This window comes from Paenibacillus chartarius (genome assembly GCF_042432825.1).
GTDB classification, from domain to species: domain Bacteria; phylum Bacillota; class Bacilli; order Paenibacillales; family NBRC-103111; genus Gordoniibacillus; species Gordoniibacillus chartarius.
The window spans coordinates 14,805-32,514 of sequence record NZ_JBHLWN010000060.1 but is presented as its reverse complement, the minus strand read 5'-3'; the positions used below and the strand labels follow the sequence as shown (position 1 = coordinate 32,514).

The window sequence follows — 17,710 nt, the reverse complement described above, 5'->3', positions numbered from 1 at the left end:
TGGGGACATTCTGATATACTAAAGAATGGCTCTGCACTTGAAGAAAAGCGCATAACGGAGGATCGACCTTTGAACTATATCGTGCTGGACATTGAATTCAACGGCCGAAAATTTGCCAGCGATTTGCCGATGGAAGTCATCGAGATCGGGGCGGTGAAGCTGAACGAGGAGCTGCACAATACAGGGGAATTCTCGTCGCTGATTAAACCGGTCTATTTCGCCAAGCTCAATTCGTTCATTAAGCAGAAGACGGGCATCGCCCAGGAGGAGATCGATCGGGCGCGCGGCTTCGTACCGGTCATGCGGGAGTTCCAGGCGTGGCTCGACAGCGGCGAAAGCGGCGGCGAAGCTCCGCTGTTCGTTACCTGGGGCGGCGAGGACCTGAAGCGAATCGTGCTGGATACCCGCATGCACAAGCTGGACGACACGTATTGGACGTCTGTCTCGTACTTCGACCTATTGAAGGGCTTCCTGCGCCGGCAAGGACTGACAAATGACGTCAGCGTGGAGAACGCTTTGCAGCAGCTCGGCATCGACGCGTCGGGCTCGGCGCATCGGGCGCTGGACGACGCCAGGATGACCGCGGAAATTTTCCGCAGCCTTCATGCCGACTTGGACCTGACGATGACGCAGCAGTATAAGGACATGTTCTCGAATTCCAAAGAGCGGCGGCTGGTGAAAAATGCAGTCCGGGCCCTGACGGTACAGAAGATTGCCCCGGTTTGGTCCGAGCTGGTGGAGAAGGTGCTCAAGGATAAGGTGAAGCTCGACGACCCGCGCAAGGCGGCCGAGCTGGAGCAGCTGTTCCACGCCGAGGTGGAGAAGCAGCAGGCCGCCAGGGCCGAGGCTATGGCGAAAGCCAAAGCGGCCGCCGGCGCCAAGGCCAATGTGAACGCCAATATGAATGCCGCTGCTAATGCTAATGCTAATTCGGAAAAAATCGATAATTAGAAAATCGTGCCGCCGGCCGGTCCGCCGCCCGCCGCACAAGAAAAAAGGCTGCACCCGGAATCCGCATCTCCGGAGGTGCAGCCTTTTTCATTTAATCCCCTTTACGCTTCGCCAGACGAATGACGTTCCATGACGTTCTTGCCAGGCTCGCCTCCAGCACGCCATCGGAAATCGCGGAGCGTCCGTTGGTGTGAGGAACGACGTTGGCCTCTCCGGCTCTGTTGACCGCCTTCAAATCGTCATGCTCCAGCACAATATGCTCGACGATCTCGTAGCCTGCAAAGCTGCGTACGTCGCATTCCAGCGCAAGCGGCTCGGACAGATGGCGGTTCACCGCGAAGATCGTCAGTTCCTCCGATTCCTCGTTGTACACGCCGGTTGCGTCCAGGTAAGGCACGTCGGTGTAATCTTTGCTGTCGTAAACCGGTGAAGCCACGACGGCGTTCAGCGCATAGCCGCGTCCGAATTGGGAAGCGTGCATATACGGGAAGAATATCGTCTGCCGCCAAGCGCTGCCGCCGTTGTCGGTCATGATCGGCGCAATGACGTTAACCAGCTGTGCGAGGCAGGCCATCTTCACCCGGTCCGCATGCTTCAGGAACGTAATCAGCATGGAGCCGACGAGCAGAGCGTCCTCGAAGGTGTACACATCCTCCAGCTGCGGCGGCGCAATCGACCACGGATCCCGCTTCGAGTCCGCTTCATGGGAATGGTACCAGACGTTCCATTCGTCGAAGCTCAGATTGATCGTCTTCTTGCTGCGCTTCTTGGCCTTCACGAAATCGCAGGTTGCAATCACGGTGCGGATGAACCGGTCCATATCCATCGTTCTCGCCAGGAAGTTGGCCGCATCGTTCTGCGGATTGCCGTAATACTGATGGAGCGAAATGTAGTCTACCGCCTCGTACGTATGCTCCAGCACCGTCGCTTCCCACTGCGGGAACGTAGGCATCCCCACATGGGAGCTGCCGCAGGCGACAAGCTCGATGGACGGATCGACCTGGCGCATCGTCTTCGCCGTCTCCACGGCCAAGCGTCCGTATTCGTCCGCCGTCTTGTGGCCGATCTGCCACGGTCCGTCCATTTCGTTGCCGAGACACCATGTTTTGAACCGATGCGGCTCCTTGTAGCCGTGCGCCTTCCGCAAGTCGCTCCAATACGTGCCGCCGTCGATGTTGCAGTACTCGATCAAATTGCGCGCCGCGTCGATGCCCCGGGTGCCCAGGTTGACCGCCATCATCACTTCCGTGTTCGCCAGCTTCGCCCAATCGGCGAACTCGTTCGTGCCGACCTCGTTCGTCTCGATCGTCCTCCAGGCCAGCTCCAGCCGGCGCGGTCTGCTCTCGCGCGGTCCGACGCCGTCCTCCCAGTTGTAGCCGGAGACGAAATTGCCGCCCGGATAGCGCACAATCGGAACGTTCAGCTCCTTCACCAGCTCCAGCACGTCGCGGCGAAATCCGTTCGAATCGGCAGTCGGATGGCCCGGCTCGTAAATGCCGCCGTACACGGCTCTGCCCAAATGCTCGATGAAGGAGCCGTAAATCCGGTTGTCGATCGGAGCGATTTTGTATTCCTTATCCAGTACCATCTTCGCTTTCAGGCTGCTTTGGCTCATGTTCGTCATCCTCCACACTGTTTTTCGATTTGATAATATCGGTATTAACGACTGCTCGGATGGCCCCAAAATCACCCTCAACGCTGAGTAGTCAAGCTGATGTTCTATGAGGGATCACTTTAGGTTAACAATTATGTTATTTATGTATTGTATTTATTAATTAAGTTACCAAGCTCCGCCCGCTTCGTCAAGCATAACTTTCCAATCCACCCCCTATTCCCCTTGTTTACCCGCAGCGAAATCCATTATATTAATATTTATATAAATCAATTAACCGTATAAGAACCGCACACATAGACATATAGGGAAAAGGTGACCCCGATGAAACTCGATATCTCCGAGCAATCGCTGCCCGTTTACGAGGCATTGGCGAGCAACGTCCGCATTCAAATCATCCATCTGCTGTCGGGCAGGCCGATGAACGTACGCGAGTTGGCCGAGGCGCTGGGCTTAAGCAGCGCGATCATGACGATGCATGTCAAGAAGCTCGAAAGAGCCGGCATTATTTCGTGCGCGATGGTGCCGAGCAAGGGAGGAGCCGCGCAGAAGATGTGCTCGCTGCAGGTCGATTCGATCGAGATTCTGTTTCCCGACAAGCTGGCCGGCCGGCGGGAGTTCCACAAGACGGAAGTGTCGATCGGCCATTTTACCGATTTCGATATCGTCCCGACCTGCGGTATTTGCACGCCCGACAAGGTGATCGGCATGTTCGACGACCCTCGCTATTTCCTCGCCCCGGATCGGGTGCATGCCAAAATTTTGTGGTTCGGTCAAGGCTTTATCGAATACAAGCTGCCCAACTACTTAATGAACAGCGAGCTTCCCGAGGAGCTGGAAATTTCGATGGAAATTTCCTCCGAAGCGCCTGGCACGAATAACGAGTGGCCTTCCGACATTACGTTTTACTTGAACAACGTCCGTTTGGGCACGTGGACGAGCCCGGGCGATTTCGGCAGCAACCCGGGCAAATTAAACCCGAGCTGGTGGTTCAGCGATATTAACCAATACGGACTGCTCAAGCGGCTGATGGTGACGAAGGAGGGAACGTACATGGACGGAGCCAAGCTGTCCGATGTCACGATCGACCGGCTCGATGTCCGCCAGAAGCAGTGGACGTTCCGCCTGGCCGTCGAGCGCGATGCCGAGCATGTCGGCGGATTAACCTTATTCGGGTCGGCGTTCGGCAACTACAGCCAGGATATCGTCTTCAAGCTGTACTACAGCAAACTCCCCCAACCGGGGCATGATAAATGATCTTCCCAAATAGCAAAAGGAGCGGAGCCCGACTCGGCCGTCAAGCGCTCCACTCCTTTCGCATATGTCTCGTTTGTATTCTTATTTTACCTGCACAAGCCTTACGGAGCCCTCATAATCCGGCGTCCCGTCGTCATGCCATTTCAATACGCGCACATACGTATGGCGGTTCGGATCATAGAGCGGATCGCCGGTAATCTCCTTATAATTCCTCGCATGGAACACCAGCACGTCCTCCGCGCCGTCGTCGGTCTTCGTAAAGCTGTTATGCCCGGGACCGAACATGCCGAGCGTTTCATCCGTCTTTAAGAGCGGCTTCGGTGTCTTCGTCCAAGAGGCGGCATCGAGCAGATCGGCGTCCTCCGACGCGGCCAGATGGCTCATACAGTAATTGAAGTCGGTCGCGCTCGCCGAGAAGGAGATAAAGATGCGGCCGTCCCGCTTCAGCACCGCCGGACCCTCGTTCACCTTGAAGCCGATAATTTCCCAATCGTGCTCCGGGGTAGCGATCATCGTCTGCTTGCCGCGCAGCGTCCACGGATTGCTCATCTCGGAAATATATAAGTTGGAATTGCCGGGAATGTTCGGATCCTTCTGCGCCCAAACGAGGTACCGCACACCGCGGTGCTCGAAGGACGTAGCGTCGAGCGCAAAGCTCTCCCACGCCGTACGCAGCTGCCCTTTCTCCTCCCACGTTCCTTCCGTCGGATTGGCGGAGCCGTTCTCCAGCACGAAGATGCGGTGATCGAACAGGCCGTCCTGCGTCTCCGTTGTGCGCGCTGCAGCGAAGTACACGTACCACTTGCCGTCTATATGATGAATTTCCGGAGCCCAAATATTGGCGCTCAGCGGCCCGGTCTCGTATTTTCTCCAGATGACGACGGGCTCCGCCTCCCGCAGCCCGGCCAGCGTCGCGGAGCGGCGAAGCTCGATGCGGTCGTATTCCGGCACGGAAGCGGTAAAATAGTAGTGTCCATCCGTATGCTTGTAGATCAAGGGATCTGCTCTCTGGGCGATAAACGGTTCTTGAAAATCGGTATGGTAATCTCTCATGGTCTCTTCTCTCCCTATTCTCTATATTTGTTATCCTTTCACGCCGCCAACGGTAAGCCCGGAAACGAAGTAGCGCTGGAAAAAGATGAATACGATCAAAATCGGTACGATAGCCAGAACGGAGCCGGCGATCAGGATATCATAGTTGTTGCCGTACGGCGTCACGAGAGACGCCAGGCCGATCGGGAGCGTCAGCTTCTCCTTCGACTTCAGCACGATAAGCGGCCAAATAAAGCTGTTCCAGCTCGCCAGCGCCTGCAGAATAGCCATTGCCCCGAACGCAGGCGACATAAGCGGCACCATAATCCGGAAGAAGATGCCGTACTCCGAGCAGCCGTCAATGCGTCCCGCATCGAGAAAATCTTTCGGCAGCCCTTCCGCGTACTGCCGGAAGAAGAAGATCGGCAGCGGGGCGACGACGAACGGCAAAATAATGCCGGTGTACGTATCGATCAGCTTCATCGCAATCATTTGTTTATACAATGGCAAAATAATGATCTCGACCGGCATCATCATCACGAGCAGGACGAGCACGAAGATGAGATTGCGCCCGACAAACCGGTACATGGCCAGGCCATAGCCGACCATCGAGGACAGCACCAGGCAGCACACCGTATAGATCGCGGAAATCAGCAGGCTGTTTTTGTACCAGACGAAATATTTTTGCGCCGATTCCGACATCAGGAAAGCATAGTTTTTCAGCGACAGCAGCTCCGGCTGCAGCTTGACGTTCAGGCCGTAGCGCAGCAGCTCCTTGGACGGCTTGAAGGACGCCAGCGTCAGCGCGTAGAACGGAAACAGGGCAAGAGCGGCCAGAACGAGGAACAGCGCCAGAAGAAGGATCGTCGAGATCGACCACGTTCGCTTCGCGTGCATCGTTATTCCTCCTTCTTGAACAAGCCGAATGATTTCAGCTGAATGACGTTAATAACCATTGTAATGAGCAGAAGCATGATGCCGATGGCGGAGCCGAGGCCCAGATTGTTTTTCTCGATGCCTTCCCGGTACAGCAGGCCGATCATCGTAAGCCCGATGTCGTTCGGCGAGCGGTTGCCGGACCACAGCATGAAGCTCTCCGTAAACATCGAATAGCCGCCGTAAATACTGATGGTAATGACGTAGATCGTTACAGGCTTCAGCAGCGGCAGCGTAACCCGGAAAAATTTGTTGAGCGTATTGGCGCCGTCAATCTCGGCAGCTTCATACAGTTCACTTGGAATGTTTTGCAGCGCCGACAGGAAGTAAATCAGATTGACGCCAACAAACCGCCACGAAGCGAGCACGATCAGCACGAACATGCTGAGCGAGGAGCTGGCCAGCCAGTTGACGGTAGGCAAGCCGACCGCATGGCGGAGCGAGTTCATCACCGCTTCGTCCAGCTGGCCGAATACGAGCCGGAATATCGTTCCCGCCACGACGACCGACGTCAGCGACGGGATGAACAGTGTCGAACGGAAAAACGAGCTCCATATCATTCGCTTCGAATTCAAGAACACCGCCAGCAGAAGCGGAAGCGGAATCAATACGACAATCGTCCAGAACGTATAGCGGCTGCTGTTCAGCAAGGCGGTAAAGAACGAGTCGCTCCATAAGTTCTTGTAATTCTCAAATCCGATAAACCGGGTTTGGCCGGGCAGCACCTCTTGAAAGCTCATAATGATGGTAGAGACAACCGGATACGCGAAAAAGATCAAGAAGGACAGCACGAACGGGAGCACAAACACATAAGGAGCAACTCGACGATCATACAGCAACGTTTTCAAGCCACGATTCACTCCTTTCACCGGTAACGTTCGGCGGCTTAGCCTCGAGGAGGGAGATCTCCCTCCCCGTGAACCAGGCTCACCGATTACTTAATGCTTTTCGCTGCGTCGTCGAGCACCTGCTTCGGATCTTTCAGATCGTTCAAGATGAGGAAGTTGACCTTTGTCTTGACCACGTCGGATACGGCAGGCGTCTTCTCTTTCACGTTGATTGGCGCGATTTCGCTCTTCAGGGAGCTGAGGAATTCGAAAATATTTTTACCGAAGTAATCCGTGTACTTGTTGGCTTCCTTCATCTTAGCATCGGTCCATACGTCGGAACGGATCGGATCGAAGCCGAGCTGCTTCCAAATCTCGATATTGCCTTCCTTGGACACCTTCGCATAAGCCAAGAACTTCTTCGCGAGGTCAGCGCTCTTCGACTGCTTCGTGATCACTGTGCCCGTACCGCCCATACCGGACGAACGCGGCTCGCCCTGCTTGAATACCGGCATCGGCTTGATGACGATCTTGCCCTTGAGGTCGCCCATGTAATCCGTAAACCGGCCCATATACCACATCGGCATCCAGACGGAAGCGGCGCCGCCCTTATTCATGAAGCCGTAATATTCTTCCGCATGGTGATTGCCGCCCGGGGTCGGTACCGCAATCTTCTCCTTTACGAGCTTCTGCAGGTAGGTCAGCACTTCCAGATTCACTGCATCGTTCAGCTTCACATTGCCGTCTTTATCCAGAAAGTCTGAGCCGTGCTGAGCGACCATCGGCCACAGCGTCCATTGGTCGCTTGTCTCGACCGTTGTCATCGGCTTCCCGGTCTTCTCCAGCACCTGCTTGCCGGCCTTCTCGAAATCGTCCCACGTCTTGATGTCGTCAGGATTTACGCCCGCTTTATCCAAAATCTCTTTATTGTAATAAATCACCTGCGCGCCTACGTGGTAGTCGATGCCGTAGTATTTGCCGTCCTTCGCATAGTTGTCGAGACGGGACATGATCAGGTTCGCTTTCTCCGGCTCTACGATATCGTTAAGCGGGACGAGCTGCACATCTCCCTTCAAATAGTTGCCGATCTTGCTGATCTCGATGTCCACCAGGTCCGGAGCGCCGGTTCCCGATTGGAGCGCTACCGTCAGCTTGTTATGGTTATCGTCGTAAGGGAAAGTGGTTGCCTCCAGCTCGATCTGCTCGTTCGGATTTGCGGCGTTCCACGATTTGGCCATGCTTTCGAAAAACTTCTGATGCAGCTCATTGAACGTCCAGAACGTCAGCTTGGTCGCCGCGCCGGACTTTTTGGATGCGCTATCATTTTGATTCGCGCCAGTCTGCCCCGTGCCGCCGTCCGAACAAGCGCTAAGTACAAGCATAGATGCCAGCATAACTGCAGACGAAAGTTTCAATGCTTTTTTCACGAATTGTATCCCCCTAAAGTGGAATTTCGGTTCCATTACCTCGGTTCCATCCAAATTCAGGTATTGAAACCGCTTTACATTTTGAATTATAATATAGACATAATATGATTTATATACCCAATTGGTTATAAAATTTGGATTATTATATTTTACAGGGTGAATAAAATGAATAAGACCGCATTATATAAACAAATTCATATGGACATCAAAGAAAAGATTCTCAGCGGCGAGCTGCGCCCCAAGGATCGCGTGCCGTCCGAGCAAGAGATTATGGACGAATACAAGGTAAGCAAGATTACCGTCAAAAATGCGCTGACGACTTTGGCCGATGAAGGCCTGGTCGTGCGCATTCAAGGCAAAGGAACGTTCGTCTCGCCGGATCCCTTCATTCCCGAGGACCGCCGCCGGCAGGAAGCCGCGTTCAAATCCGATTCGAACTGCATCGGCTTCATTATTCCGACGATGAAGACGAGGGTCATTCAACAGCTCGTGGAGCACGTGGAATATTATTTGCAGGAGCGCGGCCTTCATATGATTTTGCGGCTGACGCGCGAATCGTCCGGCGAAGAATCCAGAGCGATCCGCGAGCTGACCGAAGCGAAAGTCCGGGGACTGATCGTATTTCCGACCGAAGACGAGAAATATAACGAATCGCTGCTGCGGCTGTCGCTTGACAAATTCCCTTTCGTCTTCATCGACCGGTATTTGCGCAATATCGAAACGTACACGATCACATCCGATAACTTCGGCGGCGCCTACGAGACAACATCTTATTTATTGAACAAGGGCCACCGCCAAATCGCTCTGATCTCGCCGGAGAACGCCAATACGGCTATCGAGGATCGAACGGCCGGCTTCGAGAAGGCGTACATCGACCAGGGGATCTCCATCGATAAGAACCTATGGTGTCACGTACCGCTTCACATTTTGCGCGGCCGGAACGCCCTTTCGTATATTATCGAGTTTCTGCAGGCCCACCCTCACATCACGGCAGCTTTCGCCTTGACCGCCGAAATGACGAATTTGACGCATCAGGCGCTGCAATCGATCCGGAAACAAGCGGGCGAGCTTGAGCTCATCTCCTTCGACGATCCGGAAATCGCCCATATTCCCTACGTCATGCAAGATGAAAAAGCGATGGCGCAAACGGCGGTGCAGCTGCTGCTCCGGCAAATGGAAAGCGAGTATGCGCCGCAGCAGGCTGTGATTCCCGTGAAGCTTGTTCTGCTGGAATAGCATGGAATAAAGAGCCCCCGGCTTGTACAGTCGGAGGCTCTTTGTGATCGTACCGTTACGGAGTATGGCTGAACAGATTGGCGTATGTGAGAGGCAGGAAGTCCCACTCGCCTTCCGGATTATACGTCGTCGAGCTCTTGACGATGCCCTTCTTCCGGATCATCGTTCCCAGGTTCGGGAGCGGCTCCGGCAAGCCAGGGGTCCAATTCTTATCGCCGATAACATCAACGACCTGACCGTCCTTGACAAGCTCGAACGCACATACGACAAATTCGGCCCTGCCGTCTCCGGTCATATCAAGCTCGCCTTGATACCATTGAACCGGTGTAATGTCCATCAAATCATAGAACGTGTGGTTAATCACGATGCCGAGCGTTCCCGGATACACATTTCCTACATTAGCGTTCGGGGTCGGCGGGATTTCCCTATTCTTCATAATTTCCATCATGTTGGTCGATTTATTGTATCGGTAGCCGACCACCGTATAATTCAGCGTACTCTCGTCCTTATTGAACATTTCGAGTACGATTCTGCCATCGGGTCCTCGCGTGTACTCCGCAAAGAACGCTCCTGCGCCCTGCTGCTCGCGAACGGTTACGTCAACGAAAACGGCGGATTGATCAGGGGCAACAATCCAATACGACTCCGTTGAACCTATTGCGCCCGGAACGGTCGTGAAGACGGTGCCGTTAATGGTTTCCGGCTGGTCCTGGGTCAAGGAACCCTTCACCTGCTTATATTTCGTAAACGAAGTTGCAGTCGGGAAATCGGCTGACAACTGATACGAAGCATCGGCAGTACCTTGTATGGCTGCAATCTGCTTCGTGCGCACAACCCGTGCAGCGAGCACCTCGATGGTGGTGCTGGTGCTTTTGCCATTGCCGTCATCAGCCGTAACGGTTACCGAGGTTTGGCCGTACCCGCCGGAGCCCGAAGCAAGCGTTAACGTATCGCCGTTAATGGTTGGCGTTACCAAATTGCTGTCAGCGGCTTCAACGGTATAGGTCAGCGAATCGCCATCTTGATCATTGAATAGATGCGCAATGGAAAACTGATTCGGCTGCACCGAGCCGCCGATGACTTGCAGCGGTACCGAACCGACGACAGCTGGAGCACTATTGTTCTTAGCGGTAACCGTGAACGTCATGCTTACCGGTGCAGCCATCCCGTCGGAAGCGGATACGGTAATGACGCTGGTGCCTAGGGAGAGTGCCGTCAGCGTAAGCTTCGAGCCGGAATACGTAACTGTCGTGACCGTTTCATCCGCCGACGAGGCGGTGTAGGTCAACGCATCCAGGTCCGCATCCGTAAATACGCCGGACACATCGATCTCAGCCGGACTTCCGACATACACCGTTTTATCTGCGATACTATCTGCTGTTTGAGGCGCTTGGTTATGTTGGATCGTGACCGGCATCTCCCCTGTTACCTTACCGCCGAAGCCGTCGTAGACGGTCAATGTAACTGTCGCGATGCCGAGTGCAACCGGCGTAATCTTCAGCTGGGTGCCCGTCATCGATACTTCAGCTATTGCGTCATTGCTCGAGACCGCTTCGAACGTTAGCGAATCCCCGTCGGCATCTTGGAAAAAGCTCGACACATCGACGGTCTTCTCGCCTTTCTCCAGAGCAATAGTTTGGGCTGGAATGCCGCTTACGGTCGGAGCCCGATTTACACGCAATGTAAAAGATTCGGTTACGGTCCCGCCTTTATTATCCACTGCGGTTACGTCAATCGTCGTCGATCCTCCCGCTACGGGATGAATCGTCAGCTGATTGCCTGACATGCTTACAGTAGCCACACTCGGATCTTGAGACATTGCAATGACGGTCAACGCATCTCCATCCGCATCCGAGAACACTTGGCTGATGTCAACGATAACGTCGCCTGTCCCCAGCGTGGTGAGTTGATCGCCAATGACCTTCACAACAGCGGGAGCCTGGTTGACAAGCAAGCTGAAGCTAGACTGCGCCGTTCCGTTATAACCGTCGTCTGCGGTTACGTTCACCGTCGTTGTCCCAGGCGCGATTCCGGTTATTTTGAGCACATTATCGTTTACTTCCGCCGTAGCCAAGCTTGAATCCAGAACGACAGCCGAGTACTTAAGCCTGTTCCCGTCAGGGTCGGTGAAGGCAGCGGTCAAATTGCCGTTCGGGTCGGTGAAAGCCTTGTCCAATTCGACAGTTAGCGGCGTAGAGCCGATGGTCGTCACCTGTTGACTTGAAAGCGGATCTCCCGCCGCCTGCGGCGCACGGTTTACGCGCACCTGAATATCGCTGCTTACAGTTCCGCCCCGGTTGTCATCGGCCGTCACATGAATCTTTCCAATTCCGGCCACTTCCGGCTTCAATATGAGCTGCGAGCCGCTGTATACCGCCTTCGCGACTGTTACCGGCTCATTGTCGACGGTGAAGCTCAGCCCGCTATCATCGATGATAAAGCTCAGCGCATCCCCATCCGAATCGGTAAACAATGTGTTCAGATCGACCGTTTTTTCCGTATCCGTCAGCTGCAGCACTTGCTCCTGTGCGCTCACGGTCGGGCTTTCATTCACTTCGACCGTAAATGTGGTGCGCTTCACCCCGCCTTTGCTATCGTCAGCCGTTACGGTAATCGTCGCTGTACCTCCGTGAACCGGTGTAACGGTACGGATGTCGCCTGTCTGCGATATTTCGGCTATGTTTTTATCACTCGAGGTTGCCGTCACCGTCAAGACGTCCTGATCCGGATCGGCGAACAGTCCGGCCAAATTCACCTGCCGCGTGTCCACCCCTACCGTAGCCTTAAGATTTGCGAGACTACCCGTAAGCTCTGGCGACTGATTGACAAGAACCGGGAAGATGATCGTAGTTGTCCCGCCTTTACCGTCCTTTGCCGTCACCAGCACGTTAGTCGTCCCGGCGCTAATCGCTGTAAGCTTGAGGCCGCTGCCGCTAATGGATGCCGATGCCAAGGACGGATTCTCGACGATCGCCTCATAGCTAAGCGTGTCATGATCCTGATCTTCAAAGTACTCCGGCAAAGAGATCGATACATCGCTGTTACCGATCGTTACGTTTGTTAATGAAGTGGAAACCTTCTGCTGCGGCGCCCGATTGACCAGCACCTCGAACGTTTTCGAGATTTTACCTCCCCTTCCGTCGTCGGCCGTAACGGCTACTTCGGCGGTACCAGCAGCAACCGGAGTCAATCGCAGCTGCTTAGAGCCGTCGACTGCCGTCACAATCTCCGCCGTTACGACGCCCTCGTTCTGAGAATCCGCCGAAATCGTCAGGGTATCGCCGTCTTTATCAGTAATTGGAAGAGATACGGTTCCCGCTCCATTGCCGATCGTCACCGTTTGCTTTTGGATGTTTTCCGCTTCCGGCGGACGGTTAACGGTAAACGCGAACGTTTCCGTTACCGCTCCGCCCTTGCCGTCCTTAGCCGTCACCGTAATCACCGGTGTACCCGCCGCCTGCGGCGTTATTTTCAGAACGTTTCCGTCCACGGTCACCTTGGCGCTTGTGTCGTCCTGAGACGCAGCCTCATACGTCAAGCTGTCACCGTCCAAATCGCGGAACACGTTCGACAAGTCCACTGTTACATCGGGGTTGCCAATCGTCCCCATTCGATCGCCGATCCGTACCACGACTTCCGGAGGAACATTGACCAGCACAGGTACCGTCCCTGTAACGCTCCCCCCTTTCCCATCGTTCGCGGTGATGATAATATTCGTCTTGCCTTTCTCGATCGGATCAATCATCAGGCTGCCCCCGCTGATCGAAGCGCCGGCAATCGCCGGATTCTCGGACACGGCCGAGAACGTCAGCGTATCCCAAGTGCTATCCGTGAAATAGCTGTCCGCCGGCTTATCCTTCACATAGACCGTCAACGGCTTCGGGCCGGCGCCCAATGTTACGATCTGCTCCGGGATCGGCTTCGCTACCGGCGGAACGTTAACCGTCACATTGAATCGAGTCGTTACGGACATGGTCCCATCGCTCGCGGACAGCTGGATCAAAATGTTATTCCCCGCACCTTTCGGCGTGATAACCAACTGGTTGTTGACTACCGCCGAAGGCACGGCAGCCGCATTCACATTACGGGACGTCGCCTTTATCGTCAAATTATCGTAGTCGCGATCCAGGAACACACCGGAAATGTCGATCGTCAGCGGGCCGTCGGCGAGCTGGATCAGCTTATCGCTAATCGGCGCTACCACCTCGGGGGCTGAATTCGATGGTCCCGCAGCGGCAGGGTTGACCGTACCGTTAATATTCGACACCTGCGTTTGGACGGCTCCAAAGTTTTGCACCACATTGGACGCTGCTACACCATCCGGTAGTACAAGGTTCTGCACCTGCACATTCGTCCCTACCGTCAGGTTCGCCTGGGTGTTCGAAACGGACAGCGTACCGACCTTCGCTTGGCTGTTCAGCGTAACCGGAGCGGCTGAATTCACCTTCAAGGCCCCGATATTGCCGCTTCCTGTCAAACTTAACGCACCGCTCGTCTTAATCTCCAATGCCTCCACATTAGCTTGCATATCCACTTGCTGAGCCCCGGCGGTTAACGTCACTTTGCTAATTGTCACACCGGAGTCTCCGACAATCGTCGCATTGCTGGACACCGTCATCTCTTCAACGGACGTATTGCCCAGCGATTCGACTCGAACGTCGGTTTTGTTCACCTGCACACCGGTCAGCATGGAATCGTTAAACACAACCGTATTCGTATCCCCGCCATTGACAATGGTATCTCCGGTCACAATCACATGATCCATGTAAAAATCATGCTGAAGCTCTTTCGTAATCTCCAGGTTCCCCGTAACGGTAAGACGCTTCAGCGAAACGAAGTCTGCAGCGATCTTGACGCTTCCATCGATCGTCACATCGCCGCCGTCAAGCAGCAGATTTTTGGAAAACTCCGCCTCCGACCCGGACGGCGCGGTGCCGCCCTTCGTAATGAGCAAGCTCTTGATCCGCTCGATTTGCTGGTTGTCGGCCTCAAACCGGAGACGGGCGCCCTGCAGAATCGCATGATTTTTTTCCTGGAATAAGGCTTTCAACGAATCGGAGACGGAATAGGCGACGCCGTTGATCAATACCCGGTCTTGCTGCAGCTGATCGATGGCCAGGTCGTAGTCATGGTTTTCCGCGAAGGAGCGCAGCAGCACCTCGGCGATCTCCTGCCGCTCGACCTGCTGCTTCGGCTTGAACCCTGCCGGCAGTTCGAGCAGCCCTCGTTCAAGAGCACGCTGGACGTATCCGAGCGCCCAGTCGGAAATATCGGCACGGTCGGCGACAATCAACCTGTCCGTGTTCGCGGCGGGCCGGTCCTGCAGCGCCCTGACTAAAACTACGGCCAGCTCTTCACGGGTAACCGGCGCATTCGGCCGGAATGCGTCCATTTCGTCGCCGACCATCAGGCCCGCGCTCTTTACCGCTTCAATATATCCGATTCCCCATGCATCCTTCTCCACATCGGCAAAGCTGGACTCGGTGACCTGCTTGGGCTCGATGTTCAAAGCTACAGTCAGAAGCTTCGCCAATTCTTGACGGGTCAAGGTGTCCGTCGGGCGGAACTGCCCGTTCAAGTCGCCGCTGATCCAGCCGTGCCGGACCGCTTCTTGAATCGCTTCTTGGCGAGCCGCTTCCAATAGCGCAATGTCGGCAAATCGCCAATCGGATTGAGCGTCGGTCCGCAGGGGGTTAGCCGTCTGCGCCGACATAGCCGTACCATTCGGATATGCCAATGTAGTCAGTACCATCGTGGCGACAAGCCAATTCGGTAATTTCGGTTTCAATGCGTTCTCCTCCTGATGTGATGCCGGGTTCATGAGCGATTTTTTAAAAAGAAGATGATAATGTTTTTCGACATATTGTGACAAACCCCTTCCATTAGCGATCTATGATTGAAAATTGATACTGTGCATAGGGCTACTCGCAGGCTAGCTGTATGTATCGTATGGCGTCTGCTTGGAGGACAATGAATTGGGCTAGCTGCTCTTCAGGCCGTCAGTCCGGTATGTCGCGGCTGCGTTGATGTGTACGGCTTGCTTTCTACTCCATTAAGCGACTTTCGAGGCGTTATTTTTGTCGAATAGCTCCATAGAAAGAAAATAACGGATCCTGGGGGCTCTATTTTGCAAGCCCCATGGCAAAAAGCGTCCATTTTCCGAAATTCGTTCCCGATAACGCCTCCGAAATCCGCTATTTCCGCCCCAAGATCGAATTCCGTACGAATAACGCCCCGAGAACCCGCTATACCTGTGCTCGCCCGACGAACTTCCCAGAATGGCCAGTGGCTTTTGCGAATCCTTCTGGGGGAACGAATTACAAGATAATTCCAAACGCTAAATTGCAAAAATAACCTAGCCGTCCCCGGCCAGGTTATATTATACGGAATTCTTCTATATGGAATTGACCACATTTACTGATGACACGATACAAGTTCGAATCCTTCGTTATACTCGGGAATTTGCAGCTTTTTCATAACACTTCTTTCCCGGTACGAGCTTCGTTTCGTCGTCTTTGTGCCTTGTCCTGAACATATCCATGTTCAACCGCATCGACTTCCCCGCCGCCAGAATACCGATGAAAATCACGCACCCCACGGCTACTCATCTTATCCAGGTACACGCATTGGTCGATGCCGCTCAACCGCAAGCTCAATGATCCTCCAGCTCGCGATGTCTCGCAAATTGCAGCAGCAAATAAAAATTGACGGCCAGCGCCAGCATCATAATCCAGTCCGACGTCCGCAAAATGCTGAGAGCGATGACTCCGGACGCCAGGATAAACATGGCAACGATTTTATCCGGTGACTTGTACGTAAACCTTGCATGCCGGGATATGAACGAAAATCCGTACCGGTAACGGACCATCAGCGCAACAATTCCCGAGATGACGATCATCGATACGAATACGACCAGGTAATTGGCTGGCCCCATTTGTGACATTTGCTCCATCGTGACAAGTCCAAGCGCCATGCATGCATACACGACAAGCGTCTGCAGCAGGCCGAATCCGATATAACCTAACAGCGTCACAATTAACACCTGATGGTAGTGCAGCTCGAACAACACTTTAATCGCGATAAAAAACAATATGTACATCAGGAACGTTTTGTAGGGCTCAATCTCCGGCACTTTGCGAATAAAATACGAAGCGACGCTCATCGGAATCGAGATCCAGAGAAGCGTCCGGGCATACCGCGCGAACGGAAATCGAAACAGAGAGAGCATCAAAGAAAAGATACATAAAATTTCCAGGGTTGAAAGCACAAGTGGTATTACGATATCCATCCACATGTCATTGCCTCCATTCTAAGGTGTAGTCTCGATGTATGTAAAAAAACACCAGGAATCGTGAAGGCACGATCCTGATGTATCCGCCATAATGCCTGTCTTCCGTAATGAAACAACATCGCAGCTTCAATCTTTCCACGGGCCGCGGGCTGTGCCAAACGACTATTTCTAAACATATATTATGTCCAATATAACATAATTCTGTTCCGCGGCAACAAAAAAATATTTAAGATAACGCGCCAGTCCCGCTCCCTCTACTCCTTCACCGAGCCAAGGACGATACCCTTGACGAAATATTTTTGCAGGAACGGATAGACGAGCAGAATGGGCAGGGAGCCGATGAACAGCTGGGCCGCCTTTACCGTCCGGTTCGAAATATTCGCAACATCCTGCGCGGAAACGCCGATTTGCGTCAAATTCTCGGAGACAACCATCGCATGGAGGAACGTCGCCAGCGGGTATTTCTCAACGGTGCTCATATAAATAACTCCATCAAACCATGAATTCCAATGCCCAACCATCGAAAACAGCGACAGCGTCGCGACAGCCGGCATGGAGAGAGGCAGGAAAATACGCAGCAGCACCCCGAAATGGCCGGCTCCGTCGATCAGCGCAGCATCCTCCAGCTCCTTCGGCAGCGTGCGGAAAAAATTCAGCATCAGGATCAAGTTCCACACGTTGACCGCGCCCGGTAAAATAAGCGCCCAGAGCGTGTCCGTCAAGCCGAGCTTGTTCACGAGGAAATACGTCGGAATCAAGCCGCCGCTGAACAGCATCGTAAACACGAAAAACCACGTATACGCCGTACGTCCCGGAAACCGGTCCGATGACCGCGACAAGCTGTAAGCCGCCATGACGATGACAGCCATCGAGATGGCTGTCCCCGCGAACGTCCGCTCGACGGCAATCCACAGGGAACGAAGGAATGCCTCGTTGCCGAGCGTCGTCGTGTAAGCCTCAGCCGTCCAGCCGATAGGCCAGAAATTGACGATATTGGCGGTCGCGGCCGCCCGCGAGCTGAAGGACAGCGCGAACATATGCATGATCGGCAATATGCAAAGGACCGAGAGGATGCAGAGAAAGACGATATTGAACACACTGAATACCCGATAGCCGTTCGTTCGATACACCATCCGCTTGC

The 17,710-nt window shown here is 54.1% G+C and carries 11 protein-coding genes; 3 read left to right on the top strand and 8 right to left on the bottom strand.

Features of this window, described 5'->3' with window-relative positions; genetic code table 11:
- The first annotated feature begins 69 nt into the window (after positions 1 to 69).
- Positions 70 to 951: a 3'-5' exonuclease gene (locus ACFFK0_RS14530; protein WP_377470974.1), complete on the top strand. Its 882-nt coding sequence runs from the start codon at positions 70 to 72 to the stop codon at positions 949 to 951.
- A 91-nt stretch (positions 952 to 1,042) separates the two neighbouring features.
- On the opposite strand, the gene arfA is transcribed toward ACFFK0_RS14530, so the two are convergent.
- Positions 1,043 to 2,566 carry an arabinosylfuranosidase ArfA gene (gene arfA / locus ACFFK0_RS14525; RefSeq protein ID WP_377470973.1) on the bottom strand — a complete coding sequence of 508 codons (1,524 nt, stop codon included), beginning with the start codon at positions 2,564 to 2,566 and terminating at the stop codon, positions 1,043 to 1,045.
- 321 nt (positions 2,567 to 2,887) lie between these two features.
- Here arfA and ACFFK0_RS14520 point away from each other — a divergent pair, with 321 nt between their 5' ends.
- Entirely contained in the window at positions 2,888 to 3,820 is a 933-nt protein-coding gene (locus tag ACFFK0_RS14520; protein WP_377470972.1) for an ArsR family transcriptional regulator, read from the top strand.
- A gap of 81 nt (positions 3,821 to 3,901) precedes the next feature.
- Here the strand turns inward: ACFFK0_RS14520 and ACFFK0_RS14515 are convergent, their stop codons facing one another.
- From ACFFK0_RS14515 to ACFFK0_RS14500, 4 genes are all read right to left on the bottom strand, one after another.
- Entirely contained in the window at positions 3,902 to 4,873 is a 972-nt protein-coding gene (locus tag ACFFK0_RS14515) for a glycoside hydrolase family 43 protein (protein WP_377470971.1), read from the bottom strand.
- Between the two features lie 30 nt (positions 4,874 to 4,903).
- Complete coding sequence (locus ACFFK0_RS14510; RefSeq protein ID WP_377470970.1) at positions 4,904 to 5,749, bottom strand: carbohydrate ABC transporter permease; 846 nt, start codon at positions 5,747 to 5,749, stop codon at positions 4,904 to 4,906.
- 2 nt (positions 5,750 to 5,751) lie between these two features.
- On the bottom strand, positions 5,752 to 6,636 hold the full coding sequence (locus tag ACFFK0_RS14505; RefSeq protein ID WP_377470969.1) for a carbohydrate ABC transporter permease: 885 nt from the start codon (positions 6,634 to 6,636) through the stop codon (positions 5,752 to 5,754).
- 86 nt (positions 6,637 to 6,722) lie between these two features.
- Positions 6,723 to 8,078 carry an extracellular solute-binding protein gene (locus ACFFK0_RS14500; RefSeq protein ID WP_377470968.1) on the bottom strand — a complete coding sequence of 452 codons (1,356 nt, stop codon included), beginning with the start codon at positions 8,076 to 8,078 and terminating at the stop codon, positions 6,723 to 6,725.
- Positions 8,079 to 8,207: 129 nt separating this feature from the next.
- On the opposite strand from ACFFK0_RS14500, the gene ACFFK0_RS14495 reads away from it, so the two are divergent.
- The gene (locus ACFFK0_RS14495) at positions 8,208 to 9,278 is read left to right on the top strand and encodes a GntR family transcriptional regulator (protein ID WP_377470967.1); all 1,071 of its coding nucleotides are present in this window, start codon (positions 8,208 to 8,210) and stop codon (positions 9,276 to 9,278) included.
- Positions 9,279 to 9,333: 55 nt separating this feature from the next.
- On the opposite strand, the gene ACFFK0_RS14490 is transcribed toward ACFFK0_RS14495, so the two are convergent.
- The 3 genes from ACFFK0_RS14490 to ACFFK0_RS14480 form a co-directional block, all read right to left on the bottom strand.
- A complete protein-coding gene (locus ACFFK0_RS14490) occupies positions 9,334 to 15,066 on the bottom strand; it encodes an Ig-like domain-containing protein (RefSeq protein ID WP_377470966.1) in 5,733 nt (1,910 codons plus the stop codon).
- A gap of 864 nt (positions 15,067 to 15,930) precedes the next feature.
- Positions 15,931 to 16,440 (bottom strand): hypothetical protein, encoded by a 510-nt coding sequence (locus ACFFK0_RS14485; RefSeq protein WP_377470965.1) that lies wholly within the window; start codon positions 16,438 to 16,440, stop codon positions 15,931 to 15,933.
- Between the two features lie 383 nt (positions 16,441 to 16,823).
- Entirely contained in the window at positions 16,824 to 17,702 is an 879-nt protein-coding gene (locus tag ACFFK0_RS14480; protein ID WP_377470964.1) for a carbohydrate ABC transporter permease, read from the bottom strand.
- Positions 17,703 to 17,710 lie beyond the last annotated feature (8 nt).

Coding starts and splice junctions, on each gene's coding strand:
- arfA (WP_377470973.1), bottom strand. CDS start 2,566: ATGAGCCAAAGCAGCCTGAAAGCGAAGATGGTACTGGATAAGGAATAC.
- ACFFK0_RS14520 (WP_377470972.1), top strand. CDS start 2,888: ATGAAACTCGATATCTCCGAGCAATCGCTGCCCGTTTACGAGGCATTG.
- ACFFK0_RS14515 (WP_377470971.1), bottom strand. CDS start 4,873: ATGAGAGATTACCATACCGATTTTCAAGAACCGTTTATCGCCCAGAGA.
- ACFFK0_RS14510 (WP_377470970.1), bottom strand. CDS start 5,749: ATGCACGCGAAGCGAACGTGGTCGATCTCGACGATCCTTCTTCTGGCG.
- ACFFK0_RS14500 (WP_377470968.1), bottom strand. CDS start 8,078: ATGGAACCGAAATTCCACTTTAGGGGGATACAATTCGTGAAAAAAGCA.
- ACFFK0_RS14495 (WP_377470967.1), top strand. CDS start 8,208: ATGAATAAGACCGCATTATATAAACAAATTCATATGGACATCAAAGAA.
- ACFFK0_RS14485 (WP_377470965.1), bottom strand. CDS start 16,440: ATGAGCGTCGCTTCGTATTTTATTCGCAAAGTGCCGGAGATTGAGCCC.
- ACFFK0_RS14480 (WP_377470964.1), bottom strand. CDS start 17,702: ATGGTGTATCGAACGAACGGCTATCGGGTATTCAGTGTGTTCAATATC.